At 52.7% G+C, this 18,464-nt stretch carries 19 protein-coding genes, 1 tRNA gene and 1 pseudogene; 12 read left to right on the forward strand and 9 right to left on the reverse strand.

Annotation, left to right across the window (positions count from 1 at the left end; all coding sequences use genetic code 11):
- Window positions 1-16: 16 nt before the first annotated feature.
- The 3 genes and pseudogenes from QN378_RS06990 to QN378_RS07000 all read right to left on the reverse strand — a co-directional run.
- The gene (locus tag QN378_RS06990; protein WP_322203620.1) at window positions 17-460 is read right to left on the reverse strand and encodes a GNAT family N-acetyltransferase; all 444 of its coding nucleotides are present in this window, start codon (window positions 458-460) and stop codon (window positions 17-19) included.
- A 30-nt stretch (window positions 461-490) separates the two neighbouring features.
- On the reverse strand, window positions 491-679 hold the full coding sequence (locus QN378_RS06995; protein WP_322203622.1) for a hypothetical protein: 189 nt from the start codon (window positions 677-679) through the stop codon (window positions 491-493).
- Between the two features lie 113 nt (window positions 680-792).
- Window positions 793-903 (reverse strand): annotated as a pseudogene (locus QN378_RS07000) (DUF3313 domain-containing protein); the annotation flags it as partial.
- A 161-nt stretch (window positions 904-1,064) separates the two neighbouring features.
- Here QN378_RS07000 and QN378_RS07005 point away from each other — a divergent pair.
- Window positions 1,065-2,873, forward strand: coding sequence for a monovalent cation:proton antiporter-2 (CPA2) family protein (locus QN378_RS07005; RefSeq protein ID WP_323546605.1), 1,809 nt, complete (start codon window positions 1,065-1,067; stop codon window positions 2,871-2,873).
- Window positions 2,874-3,073: 200 nt separating this feature from the next.
- Here QN378_RS07005 and glp read toward each other — a convergent pair whose 3' ends face one another.
- Together glp and moaB are read right to left on the reverse strand one after the other, a co-directional pair.
- Window positions 3,074-4,288 carry a gephyrin-like molybdotransferase Glp gene (glp, locus tag QN378_RS07010; protein WP_323546603.1) on the reverse strand — a complete coding sequence of 405 codons (1,215 nt, stop codon included), beginning with the start codon at window positions 4,286-4,288 and terminating at the stop codon, window positions 3,074-3,076.
- Window positions 4,289-4,294: 6 nt separating this feature from the next.
- Window positions 4,295-4,834: a molybdenum cofactor biosynthesis protein B gene (gene moaB, locus QN378_RS07015; RefSeq protein WP_322203628.1), complete on the reverse strand. Its 540-nt coding sequence runs from the start codon at window positions 4,832-4,834 to the stop codon at window positions 4,295-4,297.
- Between the two features lie 182 nt (window positions 4,835-5,016).
- On the opposite strand from moaB, the gene QN378_RS07020 reads away from it, so the two are divergent.
- Window positions 5,017-5,241 (forward strand): YgdI/YgdR family lipoprotein, encoded by a 225-nt coding sequence (locus tag QN378_RS07020; protein ID WP_322203630.1) that lies wholly within the window; start codon window positions 5,017-5,019, stop codon window positions 5,239-5,241.
- A gap of 97 nt (window positions 5,242-5,338) precedes the next feature.
- A tRNA-Pro gene (locus QN378_RS07025) sits at window positions 5,339-5,415 on the forward strand.
- 203 nt (window positions 5,416-5,618) lie between these two features.
- Here the strand turns inward: QN378_RS07025 and QN378_RS07030 are convergent.
- The 4 genes from QN378_RS07030 to QN378_RS07045 all read right to left on the reverse strand — a co-directional run bounded on the left by QN378_RS07030 (window position 5,619) and on the right by QN378_RS07045 (window position 8,140).
- Window positions 5,619-6,218 carry a biliverdin-producing heme oxygenase gene (locus tag QN378_RS07030; RefSeq protein ID WP_323546602.1) on the reverse strand — a complete coding sequence of 200 codons (600 nt, stop codon included), beginning with the start codon at window positions 6,216-6,218 and terminating at the stop codon, window positions 5,619-5,621.
- 98 nt (window positions 6,219-6,316) lie between these two features.
- Window positions 6,317-7,207 carry a pseudouridine synthase gene (locus QN378_RS07035; RefSeq protein ID WP_322203634.1) on the reverse strand — a complete coding sequence of 297 codons (891 nt, stop codon included), beginning with the start codon at window positions 7,205-7,207 and terminating at the stop codon, window positions 6,317-6,319.
- A 97-nt stretch (window positions 7,208-7,304) separates the two neighbouring features.
- On the reverse strand, window positions 7,305-7,631 hold the full coding sequence (locus tag QN378_RS07040; protein ID WP_322203636.1) for a transcriptional regulator: 327 nt from the start codon (window positions 7,629-7,631) through the stop codon (window positions 7,305-7,307).
- Window positions 7,632-7,903: 272 nt separating this feature from the next.
- Complete coding sequence (locus QN378_RS07045; protein WP_322203638.1) at window positions 7,904-8,140, reverse strand: glutaredoxin family protein; 237 nt, start codon at window positions 8,138-8,140, stop codon at window positions 7,904-7,906.
- A gap of 633 nt (window positions 8,141-8,773) precedes the next feature.
- Here QN378_RS07045 and QN378_RS07055 point away from each other — a divergent pair.
- The 9 genes from QN378_RS07055 to QN378_RS07095 all read left to right on the forward strand — a co-directional run bounded on the left by QN378_RS07055 (window position 8,774) and on the right by QN378_RS07095 (window position 18,439).
- Window positions 8,774-9,088, forward strand: a complete 315-nt coding sequence (locus QN378_RS07055; RefSeq protein WP_322203640.1) for a YqjD family protein — start codon at window positions 8,774-8,776, stop codon at window positions 9,086-9,088.
- 5 nt (window positions 9,089-9,093) lie between these two features.
- Window positions 9,094-9,486 carry a phage holin family protein gene (locus QN378_RS07060; protein ID WP_322203642.1) on the forward strand — a complete coding sequence of 131 codons (393 nt, stop codon included), beginning with the start codon at window positions 9,094-9,096 and terminating at the stop codon, window positions 9,484-9,486.
- Window positions 9,483-9,821, forward strand: coding sequence for a hypothetical protein (locus QN378_RS07065; protein WP_322203644.1), 339 nt, complete (start codon window positions 9,483-9,485; stop codon window positions 9,819-9,821). The genes QN378_RS07060 and QN378_RS07065 overlap by 4 nt, the downstream gene beginning before the upstream one ends.
- A gap of 120 nt (window positions 9,822-9,941) precedes the next feature.
- Window positions 9,942-11,105, forward strand: a complete 1,164-nt coding sequence (locus QN378_RS07070; protein ID WP_322203645.1) for an EAL domain-containing protein — start codon at window positions 9,942-9,944, stop codon at window positions 11,103-11,105.
- A gap of 149 nt (window positions 11,106-11,254) precedes the next feature.
- Window positions 11,255-12,586: a deoxyguanosinetriphosphate triphosphohydrolase gene (locus QN378_RS07075; protein ID WP_323546600.1), complete on the forward strand. Its 1,332-nt coding sequence runs from the start codon at window positions 11,255-11,257 to the stop codon at window positions 12,584-12,586.
- Window positions 12,587-12,906: 320 nt separating this feature from the next.
- Window positions 12,907-13,320: a response regulator gene (locus QN378_RS07080; protein WP_322203647.1), complete on the forward strand. Its 414-nt coding sequence runs from the start codon at window positions 12,907-12,909 to the stop codon at window positions 13,318-13,320.
- A 337-nt stretch (window positions 13,321-13,657) separates the two neighbouring features.
- Window positions 13,658-14,284: a response regulator transcription factor gene (locus tag QN378_RS07085; protein WP_322203648.1), complete on the forward strand. Its 627-nt coding sequence runs from the start codon at window positions 13,658-13,660 to the stop codon at window positions 14,282-14,284.
- Window positions 14,285-14,292: 8 nt separating this feature from the next.
- Window positions 14,293-17,943: a transporter substrate-binding domain-containing protein gene (locus QN378_RS07090; protein WP_407074127.1), complete on the forward strand. Its 3,651-nt coding sequence runs from the start codon at window positions 14,293-14,295 to the stop codon at window positions 17,941-17,943.
- Window positions 17,944-17,965: 22 nt separating this feature from the next.
- Window positions 17,966-18,439 carry a GNAT family N-acetyltransferase gene (locus QN378_RS07095; protein ID WP_322203650.1) on the forward strand — a complete coding sequence of 158 codons (474 nt, stop codon included), beginning with the start codon at window positions 17,966-17,968 and terminating at the stop codon, window positions 18,437-18,439.
- The last annotated feature ends 25 nt before the right edge of the window (window positions 18,440-18,464 follow it).

Raw genomic sequence — 18,464 nt, forward strand, 5'->3', positions numbered from 1 at the left:
CACTAAATATTGCTACTTAGCTGACCACCGCAGACGAGTTCAGGCGCTTTTGAAAAAAGAAACGCTGGTGTCCGGGCGGAAAGTCTTCAACTTTAGCGAACTCGACGAACCCGTGTTTGCGGTAAAACTCGGGAGCTTGAAAGCTGAAGGTGTCCAGCCATATGCCTATGCAGTCTTGACTGCGCGCGTGGTCTTCGGCCATGTGCATCAGGCGCGACCCCATACCCTGCCCTCGACATTGCTCGGGCACAGCCAGCAACTCGACAAACAGCCAGCTGTATAAACTTCGTCCGTACAGGCCGCCAATGATTTCATCGCTCTGCTCGTCGCGAATCAGCAGTGCGAATCGCTCAGGCTTGGCATCGCCCGCTTGAGAAAAATTGTAAGCCCGCAACGGTTTTAGAATCGCCAAGTATTCAGTTTCACCTGGGCTTTGCGACACATCGATCCGAATACTCATCCGTAACTCCCTTGACCTGCCTATTTAAGCTCAGAACTTTACTTTGCGGCGCATGAAACCGTTGATAACAACCACTACGACTGCCACGGCTATGGCGATGTACTGAAAGGTTTTTTCCGTGATCGCACCGGTATTTTGCAGGTGTGACAAGCCCAGCATGATCGCAAGTACCACCAGGGCGATCACAATCGAATACGACAAGCGCTGTTTGTTGGTCATTACGGATTCCTGAATGTGCGTAGAAATCATCTGCAACTGCGCAAATGCTCGCCCATGGTACCGCTGATAGTCTGGTGTGGCACGATCGCTTTAATTTACTGCGCTTTGAGCTTTAAAAAGCCTGCCTCAGTGGCGATCTCGGAGTTTTCATCACGAGTGCCGGCGGCCGTACTCACTGCGGCATAGACCAATGCGACAGGAATTACTTCGTATACTTTTTGACCTGCGCGCCAGAGGGGGTTTCTGCTCACTCAGACGGCTGTAATTGCCTTTGTAAAAAGTCAGTTGGCTGACCCGTATCAGTGTGGTGCCGCAACAAAAAGGATAAACCTTCGTGCTCTAATGCCCCCCCGTTTTACGACAACATGCCTCAAAGGAGTCACCAATGCCCCACGAAGGTAACCTGCTGCAAGCCGCTGTTGTGTTTCTGCTTGCCGCAGTTGTGACCGTTCCCTTAGCTAAACGCCTGCAGTTAGGTGCAGTGCTGGGTTATTTGTTTGCCGGGGTAATCATCGGGCCTTCGGTATTGGGGCTTATCGATAATCCGCAAAGTGTCAGCGATATTTCCGAGTTGGGCGTTGTATTGCTGTTGTTTATCATCGGGCTTGAATTGTCGCCTCGGCGTTTGTGGGTGATGCGCAAGTCGGTGTTTGGCGTCGGGTTGGCACAAGTGCTAGTAACCGGCTTGGCGATCGGCAGCGTCGCGTTATTCGCTTTCGACCAGCCGTTCAATAGCGCGGTGGTGTTGGGACTTGGATTGGCGTTGTCGTCCACCGCGTTTGGACTGCAAAGCCTAGCCGAGCGCAAAGAGCTCAACAGCCCTCACGGACGCCTGGCCTTCGCCATTCTGCTGTTTCAGGACATCGCGGCTATTCCATTGATCGCAATGGTGCCGTTCCTCGCCGGAGTCAACGACCACGCTAGTCATGCTGACAATCTCACCCACGGTCTGCAGGTAGCAGGGAGTATTGTGATTCTGGTGATCGGCGGGCGTTATCTGTTGACGCCGGTATTTCGCATCGTGGCCAAAACCGGCTTGCAGGAAGTATCAACCGCTACCGCTTTGCTGGTGGTCATCGGTACTGCGTGGTTGATGAGTTTGGTGGGCGTTTCCATGGCCCTCGGGGCATTCCTCGCCGGATTACTGCTGGCTGATTCTGAATATCGCCACGAATTAGAGTCCCAGATTGAGCCGTTCAAGGGCTTATTGCTTGGACTGTTTTTCATCAGCGTCGGCATGGGCGCCAACATTGAGCTGTTGTTTAGAGTTCCCGGTGTGGTACTGGGTTTGATGCTGTTGTTGATGTTACTGAAGTTACCGCTGTTATTTTGTATCGGTCGATTGGCGGGTGACCTTAATCAGCAAAGTGCACTTCGCCTGGGTGTGGTGTTGGCAGCCGGCGGTGAGTTTGCTTTCGTAGTGTTTAAGATCGGCCGCGATCAAGGACTGTTCGAGCCTCGGTTGTACGACACTCTAGTATTGACCATTACCCTGTCCATGGCCCTGACGCCGATATTATTACTGCTGGTTTCACACCTGCTTAAACGAAAAGTCGTCGCGCAAGTCGTGCCGGAAAAATATCGCGATATCGAAAGCGATGCTCCCCGCGTGGTGATCGCGGGTATGGGCCGCATGGGGCAAATCATTGCCCGGATATTACGCGCTCAAAAAATATCTTTTGTCGCGCTGGACACCTCCGTGGAGTCCATCGAGTTCTCGCGAAGCTTTGGGCATATGCCGGTTTTTTATGGCGACCCGCTGCGCCCGGAGATCTTGCGCGCTGCCAAGGTCGATCAAGCGGAATTTTTTATCATCGCTACCGACGACCCTGACACAAATATCAAGACCGCCGAATTAGTACGCAAGTTATACCCAAAAATGAAAATCATCGCCAGAGCACGTAACCGCCAGCACGTGCATCGTTTGATGGATGTCGGTGCGCAGGCTGTGCGCGAAACCTTCTATTCCAGCCTGGAAATGAGCCGTCGCACGCTGGTCGGTTTAGGCCTTAGCCAGATTCAGGCCGACGCGCGAATAAACCGATTCAAACACCACGATGAACAAGTACTTAATGCGCAGCATCTGGTGTATGACGACGCTGCTAAAGTCATGCAAACCGCGCGTGAAGCCAGAGCTGAGTTGGCGAAACTCTTCGAAGCTGATCGGATGGATGAAGAATCGGCGAAGGACTAACCGGAGAGATGGCTTGCGCCAACCGTCTGCTGCATGTGCATCACCTTTTTAGCTAACGTGCTAGCGGAAGGTGTGTGGTGTCAGTCACGATACCTCGCGAACAACTTCGCTCAGAAAGGATTGTGAATGGCACCAGTGTGTAGACGCAGTCAAAAGCTGCGATTGGCAGGAGCCAGTCGTGATGGTTAGTCAACGCCGGCTCAGGCAAAAACCTCACTTAACGGGATGAAATTCAACCAATCACCTTCAGCAACCGTCGTGCCTTCTCGTACTTCGATTAGTCCATCAGCCCAAGCCGCGCTGCGCAAAACACCCGAACTTTGGTTGCGGTAATACACCGCTCGTCCGTGCTCCATTCGTCCGCGCAGGTATTCTCGTCGCTCACCGGGCTTGTTCCAAGTGAAGCCGGCAGGCACCAAAAATTGCAGCGGGGCCACATCCGTCACACCTTGGCGGCGCAGCAGATAAGGCCGGGCAAGGAGCGCAAAGGTCACCAATGTCGAAGCCGGATTGCCTGGTAGGCCGATTACCGGAATGCCTTGAAAATGGCCAAAGGTTAGGGGTTTACCCGGTTTTATCGCCAATTTCCACAATGACAACTCACCGTCTTCTCGCAAGGCGTGCCCGAGAAAGTCCGCTTCGCCCACCGACACGCCGCCCGTCGACAGGATCAAATCTACATGGCTGAGGCTTCCCAGTGCAGTTCGGGTTTTCTCGAGATCGTCTGGCAAGATCCCTGCGTCTACCACTTCACAACCCAGGCGCTGCAGCCAACTACACAGCAGCACCCGATTACTGTTGTAGATTTGCCCTGGTGCCAATGGAAGCCCAGGCTCGACAAGCTCGTCACCGGTAGATAACACCGCCACTCGCACACGACGGACAACGTTCAGATGCGCCAAGCCTAACGAGGCTGCAAGGCCCAATTCAATGGGCCCCATGCGCGTACCTGCCGTCAGCACTTGCTCGCCGACAGTCGTTTCCTGGCCTTGCGGTCGGATGTTTTGTTCAGCGCTCAGTGGCTGGATGAACCGCACCCGCTGATCAGCTAACACTTCGGCGTTTTCCTGCATCTCCACACAATTGGCACCCGCCGGAACCGGTGCGCCTGTGAATATGCGGGCGCAGGTGCCAGGGGATAACGGGCTTGGGGCTTGCCCGGCAAAGATCCGCTGGCTGACCGGCAATGGCTCACCTGTCCAATCAGACACCCTGAGTGCATAACCGTCCATGGCGCTGTTGGGCCATGGAGGTAAATCCAGAGTAGAAACCAATTCGTCAGCCAGCACCCGCCCCTGCGCATTGGCCAATGAAACTAGCTCACACTCAAGGATAGGCGTTGCGTCAGCCATCTCCAGCAAGCGCACAATGGCAACTTCGACTGGCATCAACGGCCGGGCTTCAGTGCTTTTCATGTCGATTTACCCACGGGTTTCGCAGGGCTCAGCCTGCTTGAGATGGGTAACGAAATTACACGGGCGATGACGTGAATCCAATTGCTCGGCCAGGATACCGTCCCAGCCGGTGCGACACGCGTTGGTTGAACCCGGCAGGCAGCACACCAAAGTGCCATTGGCCAACCCGGCTAACGCACGGGATTGCACAGTTGAGCTACCAATATCGTCCCTGGATATCTGTCGAAACAACTCACCAAAGCCATTGACTTTTTTATCCAGCAAGCAACCCACCGCCTCCGGCGTGCTATCGCGCCCGGTAAAGCCGGTGCCACCCGTAATCAACACAACCTGAACGTCATCATCGGCAATCCAGGTCGCTACCTGAGCACGAATTTTGTACAGGTCGTCCTTGAGCAATATACGTTCGATCAAGCTGTGACCCGCTTCAGTCAGACGATCAACAAACACTTGACCTGACGTATCGGTTTCACGGGTACGGGTGTCACTGACCGTCAATACCGCGATATTCAAAGGAACAAAAGGTGTATCAGCCTTCGCTTTCATAGGCTCAATCCAGAGAGAGGGGAACAGCCAAGTGTTATATCACAGCGTTAAATTATCAGGCCCACCGGTTGTTATGCCGACGATTGAATACTCATTGCACCCTCCAGGGAACTTGCCGGTAATGTATACGTCTCAAGCTCGTAAGCTCGAACCCAAAAAGCATTCCCTCACGGAGACTTGTAATGACTCAACGGACCCTAACTGCCGCCTTCCTGCTCGCACTGAGCGTGGCCAGCCTGGCCGGCTGTGCTTCTCCTACGGTAATCACTCTAAATGACGGTCGCGAAATCCAGGCTGTTGATAAGCCAAAATTCGATGAAGACACCGGCTTCTATGAATTTAAGCAGCTAGATGGCAAAGAGACCCGGGTGAACAAAGACCAGGTTCGGACCGTTAAAGAGTTATAGGTTCAACAGTTCAATTTTTGACAGTATCGCTTGTGACTTGTGCTGCAAGTGAAACGACGCAACTGACCCGGAAGGTCAGTTAGGCGGGCCGGTATTTCGGGGTGTAGCGCAGCCCGGTAGCGCGTCTCGTTCGGGACGAGAAGGCCGCAGGTTCGAATCCTGTCTCCCCGACCATCTGAGCGTTCGGGTCTTTGGTACATCGCCCGAAACATTGAAAAACCCGCCATGTGCGGGTTTTTTTTTGCGTTAGTGCGACCTCAGTGCTCAAGCAAAAGCACTGACCTGCCCGGCTCGCTATGAACTAACAACGGCCGCTGAGGGTTCGACATGGCCCATGTGGATTAAAAACGCCTCTGCCAACGGTCGTTTCAAACGGGTCATTGCAACACATCTGATTGCTCTAGCCATCCTTCGAAGCAGATAAACGTTTGTTGGGCTGTTGCTACGGTTTGTGCAATGTCTTCAGGTTCTTGTATGCACGAAAGACAAGTTAAAAAACCTTGCCATAAATTTCTGGTCTCAGCGCCATAGACGTCCATGAATGCCCCACCCGTAGCGGATTCGACGCCAACCTTCGCTTTGATAATGCCCCGTAACACCTGACCACCCAACGTCGCACCCTCCACGACATACAGCGCACCTAGCGCTTGAGCCTGTGTTTCAACCCCCGGTAGAATTTTGCACAATGGCAGCGCGTCAATCTCCCCAAAGGTCAATCCAAGCGCGAGTAAATCCTGCTTTAAAATTGGAGTCTTAAGCCGTTGTGCCCAGCCCATGCCCGGTATGGTCGACGCGGACGCGGCAAGCAGGGTTTCGAAGGGCAAATAGAACCCGTAGTAGGCCTGCATAATGCGCCGATACACGGCGATGTCAGTGGTGAAAAAAGGTAAACGTGCATCAAGGCGTCGATGCAGGTGAGAAGTAGCGGCACGCAGATCACTATGGACCGGCGGCACAGAAGGCTGCTGTTTTTTCATATGCCATCAAAGTAACAGCAACCCGATAACCAATGCACTTTCGTTCAACACAATTCACTAAATAGTGGCATCGCCACAGCGGAATGCAGCTTGTGCTCTCACCACTTCAGCTCAATACCGGTCTCGAAGAACCGAATGTCCCCGGATAATGGATCGATAAAGCGCAAGCCTTGGGCCAAGAGCTTCAAAGGTTGGTTGAAGTCATCCTCGACCGTTTTAACGACTTCTGGATAAAACGGGTCATTACAGATGGGTGCACCCAATGCGGCCATGTGCACGCGTAATTGATGCTTCTTGCCCGTCACCGGGTACAAGCCATAACGCCAAAATTCGCCATTGCGTTCACTGACCTCGATACGCGTTTCGGTATTACTCGTGCCCTCAGCTTCGCGCATTCGAAAAAATGGCTCTGCGGCTACCAAACGACTTGTATGCACCTGTGGAAATTCAACTTCAGGCAGCGCCCGCGCAATAGCTTCATAACGCTTATTGATTTGGCGGGTCGGAAACAACGACTGATACGCTGAGCGGCTGTTCTTGTTCGCCGAAAACAACACAAGACCCGCCGTGTGGCGGTCAATTCGATGAAGGGGAACCAGGTTGGGGTTATCCAATCGGCGAATCAACCGTCGCAGTAGCGTTTGCTCCACATACTCACCTGCAGGAGTCACCGGTAGAAAGTGCGGCTTGTCCGCCACCACCAAGTGCTCATCGGCATACAGAATATTCTCCAGCACCGGGATAGGTGTTTCGTTCAGGACTTCACGAAAATAGTGAATACGCAGGCCTTCTTTGTAGGATAGGGCCAAGCTGATAGGCAAGCCGTTGGCGTCCAGCACTCTGCCCCTGGCGATGCGATCCAGCCATTGCTCGTGACTGATTGCCGAAAAGTGCGCGCACAAACACTCCAGAACCGTGCCCCAAGGCCCCGCAGGCAAGTAAAGAGTACTGGCCTGAGCGTGAGCGGGGGAAAAATTTGACTCGGACATAAAATGGGCTCAGCAGCAGGCGGCCCTTAACTGGCCGGTTGCGCATTATCGCGCAACGGTTGACCTAAAATCTAATAGCCGCACCATCGCCAGGCTTTCAGCACCGGGCTAAAACGGGGCTTTGCGCTGCGGCGGCTTCGGTAAACTCTTTCAACCAACGCAACACATCCACCGCTTCCCAGCGCGCGGGGTCGTACAACGCATACAACAAGCCCTGATAACCGACCACATCCAGCTGACGGTGATACCCGGCACGCTGAAACAACGCTTCGATTTCTGCGAAACAGGTGTTGAAATGCACTTTGGTAAAGGGGGTTTTCCCTTCAGTAACCAAACCGTCCATGCGTAGCTCAAGCACAGCTTCGCTAACCACTTCGGTCGACATGCGATTCACGCTATTTTTCAATTGTTCAACATTGACCATGCTGTTGCTCTCTGTGTGTTCTTACATTCGTTCAATCGCGATTGGGCTGCGCTGTCAAGTGCCGAGCCATAGCCGTTAGCAGTGCAGGACAGCTCGACAACGCGCGAATGCCGCACTCACGACGCGGGTGTCGGAATGGCGAACAGCATAGAAAAAATTCGCCAAACTGTATATACGTACAGCTAACGAATCAGAGATTGCAGACCAAGTGCTTGTGCAAGAATGTCGCAAAATAGCCGTTACAGTTGGCTATTCACTATCCCTACGAAGGTCTAACGAAGAAAAACCACAACCTGCTCGGCATCGAAAGGCCAATCGAGCTCGGCACCGGTATCGATACGCCTAAGCACCGGAATGCGCAGCCCGTAGTCTTCGAACAACGCTTCAGTTTCACCGATGTCGATCAGCTCGACCATCAAACCGTGCTCCACCAACGGCAGCAGTTCTGCTTCGGCGACTTCACACAAGTGACACCCGAGGGTGCCCAATAGCTGGCATTCAGGAGGCATGGATACACCTTTAAACAGAGATGTAGAAGGATTGTAGAGGCGCTATTTTAGGCCCGTGTTAATAAGTGAGTCGAGCTCAAATTCCCAATTCAATCCGGACTCGCCGACCCGATTTTGTGGGTCGACAGGTCGGCGCCGTAGTGCTCCTTTCCCCTGACCCAAGCGCAGCCCTGTCACCAGCTTGATCCCGCCATAAACGAGGAAGCCACCCAGTAAGGCCGCAAGCATGCCCGCGCACTGCCGATAATTCGTTCATAGGCTGATCCCGTCCATGGAGCGTAATGCAAAAAAAATATTTTCTCGAAAAGCACCAAAACAGATCGGTGGTCATTGATACGCAACAAAACTGAGCTGTCTTGTCTCCCGGGTATTTTAGTGTGTATGAAATGGGCGCGAGTAAATCAGGCTGTCGTTCTTACTATTGGGATTTTCTAAAAAATTTTCAGTGGGAGCATCAGGTCTGGGTCATATTGCCATGGCCTTTGCCCTTATTAAGCGCGTTAGCGCTTCATGGCGCACCAATGAAAAGCAAGTCCGATACCCACCCATGCTGAGTTAGAGGCTTGCGATTGAAATGAACCTTCAGTAAACGGTTAGACTCGAAGCACCAGAAGCCACCAAACGGAGATAACCATGGCCCGCACTACAGCGCAGAACGCTCAGGAAATACTGATGGCTGACTTTCAGACGTTGGTCAGTGACACGGAAAAGCTGCTGGCACACACCGCGACGTTGGCGGGTGATCAGGCTGACGAGTTGCGGGGTCAGATACACGAAAGCCTGTTAAAGGCGCGGGAAACACTGAAACTAACCGAGGAATCCCTGCGCGAACGCGGCATGGCGGCGGTGGTGGCCACTGAAGACTATGTCCAGAGCAATCCATGGCAATCCGTTGGCATTGCAGCTGGCGTTGGGTTCTTGCTGGGTCTTCTGGCTACCAGGCGCTGACGGCGATGGCTTTGGGTACGGAATCAGGTCCACCACCGGCGGACCCTATATCTACTCCGCGGCGCTTGGGTGCTGCGTTTCTGGGCTTAATGCACAGCCATGTCGAACTGTTCGGCATTGAACTGCAAGAGCAAAAGTCACGCACTGTCAGCCTGTTCCTGTTTGCTGGCTTGGCGCTGGTGTTTGCATTATTGCTCTTCATTGGTTTGTCGGCGCTCGTACTGATATTGGTGTGGGACACCTACCGGCTCGCCGGCATTATGGGTTTGTGTGTTTTTTACACCTTAGCCGCGGCCTTCTGCGGCATGCGACTAAAATCGGCGATTTTTGATGAGTCATCGCCGTTTAACGCAACCCTAGAAGAATTGGCCAATGACCGCGAGCGACTGATGCCATGAGCCTAATTGAAGCGCAACCTAATTCTCGACGTGAACTTCGCAAGGCGCTGATCCGTTTACGGATGGAAATGCACCGCCAGGAAATTCGTCACGAGACGGGCCAATTGCTGCAACCCCTGCGTCGAGTACGCGGTATGAGTCAAGATTGGCAAGGCGTACTTGGAATTAAACATGCTCCGCTCTGGGGCATGGGCATTGTCGCCTTACTCGGTTTCCTCGGCGGCAAGGGAACTAAAGCTGGTGGCCTCAATAGCGTCTCTCGCCTAGTCAAGCTGGGCACCACTCTTATGCCGTTGATAAAACTGGTATTACAGGGTTCACCGCCCAAACGCTAATTGCTCTTTCTGGCTGCATTCTTGCTAAGCGTTACCTACTTGATCACCTTATGGCTCGCCATGAGGTGACGGGTCCTGCCCATTCGGCGGACCCTTTTTTGGACCCACTAAGGAGGTTCCGTGATCGATGGGCAACCGCTAGCCTGTTTTCAGCCGTTCATCGATACCGCAACAGGCCGAATTGCCGGTGTCGAAGCCTTGGGTCGCCTGCTTCAACCTGATGGTCAGCTGCTATCAGTCGGACCGTTATTCGCTGACCCCAGAATTTCTCCAGCCATTCTTCGCCGCCTTGATCGTGCCATTCGCGACAATGCTCTAAGCCGCTTGCATGAAGTCCCTGCCGACTGGTTTTTGAGCCTGAATATTTCGCCACGCTGGATCAGCCGATTGCGGCCAGGTCAGCCGTTACCTAGTCTTAAACAATTGCAGCGTCGTGGTGTGTCACCGCAGCGCATTGTCTTCGAGATCACAGAGCTAGTCGGCGACAGTCAGCGCTTGGCCAGCGTCGTCGCACAATATCGAGAAGCGGGCGCACGTATTGCTATCGACGATTTTGGCGCAGGCTATTCCCAGCTGGATCGGGTGCTGGCGTTACAACCAGACATTTTGAAACTAGACATGCGTCTGTTTCAGGCCGCCGCGAGGGGGGGGCCAAGTAGCGATGTGGTAAAAGCGCTGGCGCAAATGGCTGAAAAGACTGGATGCTGGATTATCGCCGAAGGCGTGGAAACCGATGCTGAATTGGATTTTGCCTTGGAGTGCGGGTCACGGTACGTACAAGGTTTTCTATTTGCCAAAGGCGAGTTGGATTTCTTCCCTACCGACGCGTTTGTCAGGCGATTCGGCGAACTGCGTGACCGCTATGTACTGAAAAAGGTGGAAGAGCGCGCACGACTCATGACGTTACGTCTGCAATTGAGCAAACTGATGAATCTGCTGCAAAGCTGGGCGGAAGGTCTCGCCCCCATTAGTGATCTACCGCAACTACATGACTACCCCTGGTTTCTGCGGTTCTACCAATGCGATCGTCACGGAACTCAATTGACGCCCAATTTGGAATGGCGCAACGGCGCATGGCAAGCAGATGCCAGTTACTTGGGTCACAACTGGTCGTGGCGCCCCTATTTTTATCAATTACTGGCAGAAGGATGGGATGACAGACGGTTGAACATGTCCAATACCTATCGCGACGCGACAAGTAACCAGTATTGCCTGACTGCCGGACAGTTTTTTGACAATGGTCAGCGGTTGCTGTTGATCGATATTGACGCTGCGGGGTTGTAACTCGAATGACAGGCGACTCCCGATGAGCATTATCACGCCCTTACGGCGCGATAATCCGACATCCGGGTACAGCGAGATCTTCTCCCAGCGCTTGCAGCTGAACGACCGAACCGGGAAGCTAGGCGCATTCAACAAGTGGAGTAAAGGTCTTGGATTGGGAAACCCTGTTAAACCGCGAGCGACTTGGCAAACCCGTACACAGCCCTCAGGAACTGGGCCGCAGTCCGTTCCATAAAGATCATGACCGCATCATTTTCTCCGGTGCGTTTCGACGCCTGGGCCGCAAGACTCAGGTCCATCCGGTTACCAGCAACGATCACATCCATACGCGCTTGACTCACTCGCTGGAAGTCAGTTGCGTCGGGCGTTCGCTAGGCATGCGAGTAGGCGAAACCATTCGTGATGCACTGCCCGACTGGTGTGAGCCCAGCGATCTTGGCATGGTCGTGCAATCGGCTTGCCTCGCTCACGATATCGGTAATCCACCGTTTGGCCATTCCGGTGAAGACGCCATTCGCCATTGGTTCTTGCAGGCCGCCGGGCGTGGTTGGTTAGACGCCATGAGCGAAGTTGAACGCAATGATTTTTTAAATTTCGAAGGTAATGCTCAAGGTTTCAGGGTACTCACTCAACTGGAATATCATCAATTCGACGGAGGAACCCGGCTGACGTATGCAACATTGGGCACTTACTTGAAGTACCCATGGACCGCGCGACATGCAGACTCCCTGGGTTACAAAAAACACAAATTTGGTTGCTATCAGAGCGAGTTAAGCATTCTGGAACAGATTGCGCACAAACTCGGCTTACCACAGCTCGAAGAGCAACGCTGGGCGCGCCATCCATTGGTTTACCTGATGGAAGCAGCGGATGACATCTGTTACGCCTTGATCGACCTCGAAGACGGTCTGGAGATGGATTTGCTCGACTATTCGGAAGTCGAGTCGTTACTTCTTGGATTGGTGGGTGATGATATTCCGGAAACCTATCGCCAGTTAGGGGCGAACGATTCACGTCGGCGCAAGCTGGCCATTCTGCGCGGAAAAGCCATCGAACACCTGACGAACGCTGCTGCCCGCGCGTTCGTCGAACAACAGGAGGCACTATTAGCCGGCACCCTGAGTGGCGATCTGGTGGAGCACATGCATGGTCCCGCCAAGCGATGTGTCCTTGATGCCAAAGACATGGCCCGAAAGAAAATCTTTCAGGACAAGCGCAAGACGCTGCATGAAATAGGTGCCTACACCACCCTTGAGGTTTTACTGAATGCTTTTTGCGGCGCGGCGCTTGAGCAATTTGGTGGTCGTACACCCTCATTCAAACACCGACGTATTCTTGACCTCCTCGGCAACAATGCACCTGCCCCCCGCTGGCCGCTACACACCTCATTTCTGCGAATGATCGACTTTATTGCAGGCATGACCGACAGTTATGCCAGTGAGATGGCAGGTGAAATGACCGGCCGATCAGGGCCGGTTTAACCTCTTGAGCGGTGAGACCGGATGAGGCGTGTCCCAGTTTCCGCGCATAATCATCCGGCGGCCGATCTTTAATAAGGCTCCCCCGCCCTACAATTAAAGACACGACCTACATCGAGAACAGAAACGTCTTATCGCTCAATAAGCTCTGCTGCCGAATAATTCGAGCTAATCCTGGCCGTCGCCGGCTGGGCGAATTATTAACCAGACGCAGTGGTCGTATTCGATACCGACAGGCCATCAAGTACCTGAAGCTAACGAGCAACGACTGCTCTTGGTGGGTACGCGCATGTCGCGCCCTCGAATTAGCTCGGAATACTTTGATGTCAAAAACCAACCTGCGCATCCTGCTAGTCGAAGATCACCCTTTCCAACTGATTGCCACTCAAATACTCCTGAACAACCAAGGTTATTTCAGGCTAACCCCAGTGTTGAGTGCTGCTGAAGCGATGCAGGCCATGGAAACGACCACTGAGCCCTACGATATACTGCTTTGCGACCAGTGCTTGACTGACCTGACAGGCCTGGAGCTAATCATATTGGCCAGTCAACAAGGCCTGATTCACAGAGCGATATTGCTCAGTGGACTATGTGAGGAGCAACTCCTGGAGCTAGAGCAGGAAGCCCGATTGCTTCGCCTACCCTTGCTCGGTTGCTTAAGCAAACCGTTACAGGTTCAAGCCCTGACCGAATTACTGACAAGCACAGATGGGAACTACCATGGGCGGCCAAAATAGCGTCAACAGCCGGAATAAACACTTTCAACAACCGCTCATCTATCAGCGCCTAGGCGATTGCCAAAATAAACAACTCCTATATGTAGGCTGATACCTAAATATTTGTAGGATAATTCCGAAACGCTATAAACCGGGTGTTTTTCAATATCGAATCCACACAATATGACTACCCGAAATTAAACATCGCCTTAGGGATTTTGAGCATTTGTGTACGTAAGTACGTTAATTTTTGTAGGAAACTTCCTATATCCACTTAGCGGCCCTGTAGGTTCATGCGCCAACCCAAGCTTCTAAGCTAAGGTGCGCGCTTTACTCTTTGCTTGTATGGAAATTAACTATGCACTCGGTTTTTATCATCGACGATCATCCTGTTATTCGCCTCGCGGTCCGGATGTTATTGGAAAACGAAAATTATGAAGTGGTAGGAGAAACGGATAACGGCGTTGATGCCATGCAAATGGTCCGCGAATGCCTGCCAGACCTGATCATCCTCGACATCAGTATCCCCAAGCTCGACGGACTGGAGGTATTGGCTCGCTTCAACGCAATGAACTTGCCGTCAAAAATTCTAGTTTTGACAGCGCAAACCCCCAATCTTTTTGCTATACGTTGCATGCAATCAGGCGCTGCCGGTTATGTATGCAAGCAGGAAGACTTGAGTGAGTTACTCAGCTCGGTAAGAGCCGTATTATCGGGCTACAATTACTTTCCGAGCCAAGCTCTGAGTCCTGTATCTCGGGCAGAAGGACCGCCTTCTGAAATAGAGTTATTCAAACTGGTCAACGACCGCGAACTCATGGTATTGCAGCTGTTCGCCCAAGGCAGAACCAATAAGGAGATTGCCAAAGGAATGTTTCTTAGCAATAAGACCGTCAGCACCTACAAAACTCGCCTGATGCAAAAACTCAGGGTAAAAACCCTGGTAGAACTTATCGAGCTGGCAAAACGCAACGCGCTAGTGTGAGAGACCGGATGTCGAAGCACTTAATGGACTATATGAAGCTTTTCGGTTGCATGTGCTTGAGTGTCAGCGCGCAGGCAGCCAATCCTGTGCCTCAGAATTACGGGCTGTTAAGCCGCTCTAGCCCAAGCCATATGGATACCCGGCTCGACAGGGCGCAATGGCAATGGCTGCAAAACAAACGAGAGCTGAGGCTAGGGACCTCAGCTCCCGACTATCCGCCGTTCGACATGACACTCACTGGTCACGATTACGAAGGGTTTACGGCTGATTACGCTGGCATTCTTGCTCACGCACTGGATATGCAGATTAAGGTTTTGCGCTTTGAATCCAGAGAGGCGGCAATTGAGGCTTTAACCGAAGGACAGATTGACCTGCTCGGAAGCGCAAATGGTTTTGAAGCGCAAGGCAAGCACCTCACGCTGTCCCTGCCCTACGCCGTTGACCAACCTGTATTGGTTACCCGCACGGGAGAAACTCGCCCCCTTTCTGAGGGGTTGGCAGGCATGCGGGTAAGCATGGTTTATCACTATCTGCCGCGCGAGGAAGTCAAAGCGCTCTACCCCAACGCGCTCTTGCAGATCTACCCATCGTTTCAAAGCGCGATCAATGCAGTCGCTTTCAATCAGGCAGATGTTTTTCTGGGCGATACAATTTCAACCCATTACCTGATTAACAAGGGCTATCTGAACAACGTCCAGATGGCTAGTTTTGGTAAACATGAGGCGGACGGCTTCAGTTTTGCCATGCGCGACGACGATACCCAGTTATTGGATATCGTCAATAAAGTGCTCAAAGCGATTCCTATCGTCGAACGGGTAAGTATTTCAAAACGTTGGAATGCGGGCACCGATCTGCTCCTCACGGACCAAAAATTACAACTAACCCAGCGTGAAGAGCGCTGGATTGCACAACATCCAGTGGCGCATGTCCTCATTAACGAGGCCTATGCGCCCCTCACATTTCTGGACGCCAGCGGTAATTTTCGAGGAATTACCGCTGACGTACTTGATTTGATCAGACTCCGGACAGGGCTGAATTTCGAGGTCAAACGCGTTCCAAGCATGGCCGAAATGATGAAACAGGTCAGTGCAGGTCAAGCGGATATCATTGGCACAATGATCCCCAGCGATGAGCGGGAAAGCCGATTCAGCTTCACTCGCCCGTATCTGGACACGTCATTCGTTCTGGTCACTCGCCAAGAGCCTGATAGCCCAGTTCGCCTGGATCAGTTCGACGGCAAACGACTGGTTATTATTCAAGACAGTCCGACCTTACCCTTTATTCGGCGAGAACACCCTGGCATTCAGGTGGTGGAAACAGACAATCCTTTTCAGGCCTTGGACATGCTTGCTCAGCAGCAAGTCCAAGGCGCGGTTGTCTCGCTGCCCAGTGCTAACTATTTTTTGTCCTCACAATTGTTCGAGGATAAATTGCAGATGAGCGCCACGGTCGGTGACGACCAAGCCCGTATTTCGATGGCCACCGCACGTGATGCAACAGAACTCAGCTCGATTCTCGACAAGGCGCTCTCCAGCATTGCTCCTGAGGATTTGGCAATAATCAACAACCGATGGCGGGCTTATGTCCCTCCCAGTGGCGGTTATTGGCGTAATTACCATGAGCTGATTTATCAGATCGTGATCGGCACTGGGCTGTTATTGCTGGGCTCACTGGCGTGGAATGCCTACATGCGCCGCCAGATTAAAAAGCGCGAAGTGGCTGAGCGTGCATTAAATGATCAGTTTGAATTCATGCGTACGTTATTGAATGGCACGCCGCACCCTATTTATGTCCGTGACCGTGATGGGTTGCTGCAAACCTGTAACGACAGCTACCTGGCCGCATTTTCGGCTAAGCGTGAAGACGTTATAGGCAAGAATGTGATGGACGGCGGGTTGAGCAATGCATTCGAGGCGCGGGAGTTCGCCGCTGATTATCATCGGGTAATGGCGGAAGGTACTTCGTTGATTCTTGATCGCGCATTGCAGATCGGCGACCAGCAACTCACCATCTACCACTGGATTTTGCCTTTTCGCGATTCGCTCGGAGAAGTCCAGGGCGTCATCGGCGGCTGGATCGATATCAGCGAGCGCCGCCAATTGATGGAAGACCTGAGCTGGGCCAAGGATCAGGCGGACGCCGCCAGCCGAGCCAAAACGACCTTCCTGGCAACCATGAGCCATGAAATTCGCACGCCCATGAATGCGGTCATTGGCATGCTCGAACTTGCGCTAAAAAGGGCCGATCAAGGTCATCTGGACCGACCTGCCATTGAGGTGGCCTACACGTCTGCCCGCGATCTTTTGGAGTTGATTGGTGACATTCTAGATATCGCCCGGATTGAATCTGGCCGCCTGAGCCTCTGTCCTGAACGGGCGAATCTACGCGAGTTGGTGGAGTCGGTGGTACGCGTATTTGACGGCCTCGCCCGACAAAAAAGCCTGAACCTGCTGCTCGACCTCGATAGCCGTATCAATGTCGACGTTCTGCTCGACCCATTACGGTTTAAGCAGATCCTTTCAAACTTGCTCAGTAATGCCATCAAGTTCACCGAGCAGGGCCAAGTCAAAATAAGCGTGATCGTAGAGGACCGTTCCGACGCTCATGTATTGCATGTGCAATTGCTGATCCAGGACAGCGGAATTGGCATCACTGAAGAAGATCAACATCGATTGTTTCAACCCTTCGCTCAAGCTGATAATTCCGGGCACTTGGCCAGAAGCGGCGCGGGACTGGGGCTGGTTATCTGCCGCAGTCTGTGTGAAATGATGGGAGGACAGTTGAGTTTGAGCAGCCAGCCAGGTCAAGGCACATTGGTCCGGATTGCCTTGACGCTGACCACCCTGGAACCGCTCCATACTCCCGCGCAACGGCGAGATGAGATCGCTGAAATCAGCACGCCGCTGAACATTCTAATTGTCGATGATCATCCAGCAAACCGACTATTGATGTGTCAACAACTAGGCTTTCTGGGGCACCTTTTTCAGTCGGCAGAACATGGCGCGGATGGGCTACAAGTTTGGATTGATGGCCAGTTCGATCTGGTTCTGGCCGATTGCAACATGCCGGTTATGAATGGTTATGACCTGACCCGCGCCATCCGTACCCATGAACAGCAGTTCGCGCTTGAGCCCTGTACCGTTCTCGGTTTTACCGCCAATGCTCAATCTGAGGAGCACCAACGCTGTCGGGATGCCGGAATGGATGGTTGTTTATTCAAACCCGTCAGCCTGAACGAACTCAATCAAGCACTGGCCAACGTAAAACCAGGTGGTCGTTCGAAGTCATCGGCACCGTCCATCAAAACCGGCACTGCGGCATTCAGTGTCGAGGGCATCCAGGCTTTGACGGGTGGCAAGCCGCACATGATCCGTCGTTTACTGGCGCAATTGCTCAGCAGCAGCCAAGAGGATCGCATGGAGTTGGCGGCGATTGGGAACACTGACAATCGTCAAAGCCTCAGTGAAATGGCCCATAAAATCAAAGGGGCAGCAATGATCATCCAGGCACAAGAGGTGATTGAACACTGCGAAAAGTTAGAGGACGCCTGTGCTCAAGGGGCGTCAGAGGCAATCATCGAAGGGCATCGAAACGCGATTAACGCCGCAATGAAAGAACTGGAACACGACCTTTACCTGCAACAGATAGACGCTTATTAAGCCCCAACAAAAGGAATTGAACATGACCACCCAATGGATCGAGATGAATGCCGAGCAATTTCGTGGCTATGCGGCGCACTCCAGCGCCGGGTATGCCAACGATATTCAACTGACCTACAAGCAACCGCCCGACCTGACTCCATTGCAACAAAGCTGCTTGATGGACACGTTGCTTCCACAGGGGGTCAACACGCCGAATCACTACTTGTTTACGTTGCACTCCACTGAAGGCGAAGCCATTGGCGTGCTCTGGTTCGGCACCCACATGGAATACGGTGCCAAGACATTGTTTATTTATGACTTGGAAATCTACCCAAGAGCGCAGCGTCGCGGCCACGCGACTGAAGTGATGAGCATGCTTGAGTGTTGGGCTCGCACCAACGATGTCGATTGTCTGGAGCTCAATGTCTTCGCCCACAATAAGGCGGCCCAGGCGCTTTATCATTCTTGTGGACTGATTCCGTATGAGATAACCATGGGCAAGCAGTTGGATTAATCAGAAAAATCATCATTTAGCCACT

The organism is Pseudomonas sp. 10S5 (assembly GCF_035019745.1).
Lineage (GTDB): Bacteria > Pseudomonadota > Gammaproteobacteria > Pseudomonadales > Pseudomonadaceae > Aquipseudomonas.

Coding starts and splice junctions, on each gene's coding strand:
- QN378_RS07055 (WP_322203640.1), top strand. CDS start 8,774: ATGGCCCGCACTACAGCGCAGAACGCTCAGGAAATACTGATGGCTGAC.
- QN378_RS07080 (WP_322203647.1), top strand. CDS start 12,907: ATGTCAAAAACCAACCTGCGCATCCTGCTAGTCGAAGATCACCCTTTC.
- QN378_RS06995 (WP_322203622.1), bottom strand. CDS start 679: ATGACCAACAAACAGCGCTTGTCGTATTCGATTGTGATCGCCCTGGTG.
- QN378_RS07085 (WP_322203648.1), top strand. CDS start 13,658: ATGCACTCGGTTTTTATCATCGACGATCATCCTGTTATTCGCCTCGCG.
- QN378_RS07040 (WP_322203636.1), bottom strand. CDS start 7,631: ATGGTCAATGTTGAACAATTGAAAAATAGCGTGAATCGCATGTCGACC.
- QN378_RS07060 (WP_322203642.1), top strand. CDS start 9,094: ATGGCTTTGGGTACGGAATCAGGTCCACCACCGGCGGACCCTATATCT.
- QN378_RS07035 (WP_322203634.1), bottom strand. CDS start 7,207: ATGTCCGAGTCAAATTTTTCCCCCGCTCACGCTCAGGCCAGTACTCTT.
- QN378_RS06990 (WP_322203620.1), bottom strand. CDS start 460: ATGAGTATTCGGATCGATGTGTCGCAAAGCCCAGGTGAAACTGAATAC.
- glp (WP_323546603.1), bottom strand. CDS start 4,288: ATGAAAAGCACTGAAGCCCGGCCGTTGATGCCAGTCGAAGTTGCCATT.
- QN378_RS07065 (WP_322203644.1), top strand. CDS start 9,483: ATGAGCCTAATTGAAGCGCAACCTAATTCTCGACGTGAACTTCGCAAG.
- QN378_RS07095 (WP_322203650.1), top strand. CDS start 17,966: ATGACCACCCAATGGATCGAGATGAATGCCGAGCAATTTCGTGGCTAT.
- moaB (WP_322203628.1), bottom strand. CDS start 4,834: ATGAAAGCGAAGGCTGATACACCTTTTGTTCCTTTGAATATCGCGGTA.
- QN378_RS07005 (WP_323546605.1), top strand. CDS start 1,065: ATGCCCCACGAAGGTAACCTGCTGCAAGCCGCTGTTGTGTTTCTGCTT.
- QN378_RS07090 (WP_407074127.1), top strand. CDS start 14,293: ATGTCGAAGCACTTAATGGACTATATGAAGCTTTTCGGTTGCATGTGC.
- QN378_RS07030 (WP_323546602.1), bottom strand. CDS start 6,218: ATGAAAAAACAGCAGCCTTCTGTGCCGCCGGTCCATAGTGATCTGCGT.
- QN378_RS07045 (WP_322203638.1), bottom strand. CDS start 8,140: ATGCCTCCTGAATGCCAGCTATTGGGCACCCTCGGGTGTCACTTGTGT.
- QN378_RS07020 (WP_322203630.1), top strand. CDS start 5,017: ATGACTCAACGGACCCTAACTGCCGCCTTCCTGCTCGCACTGAGCGTG.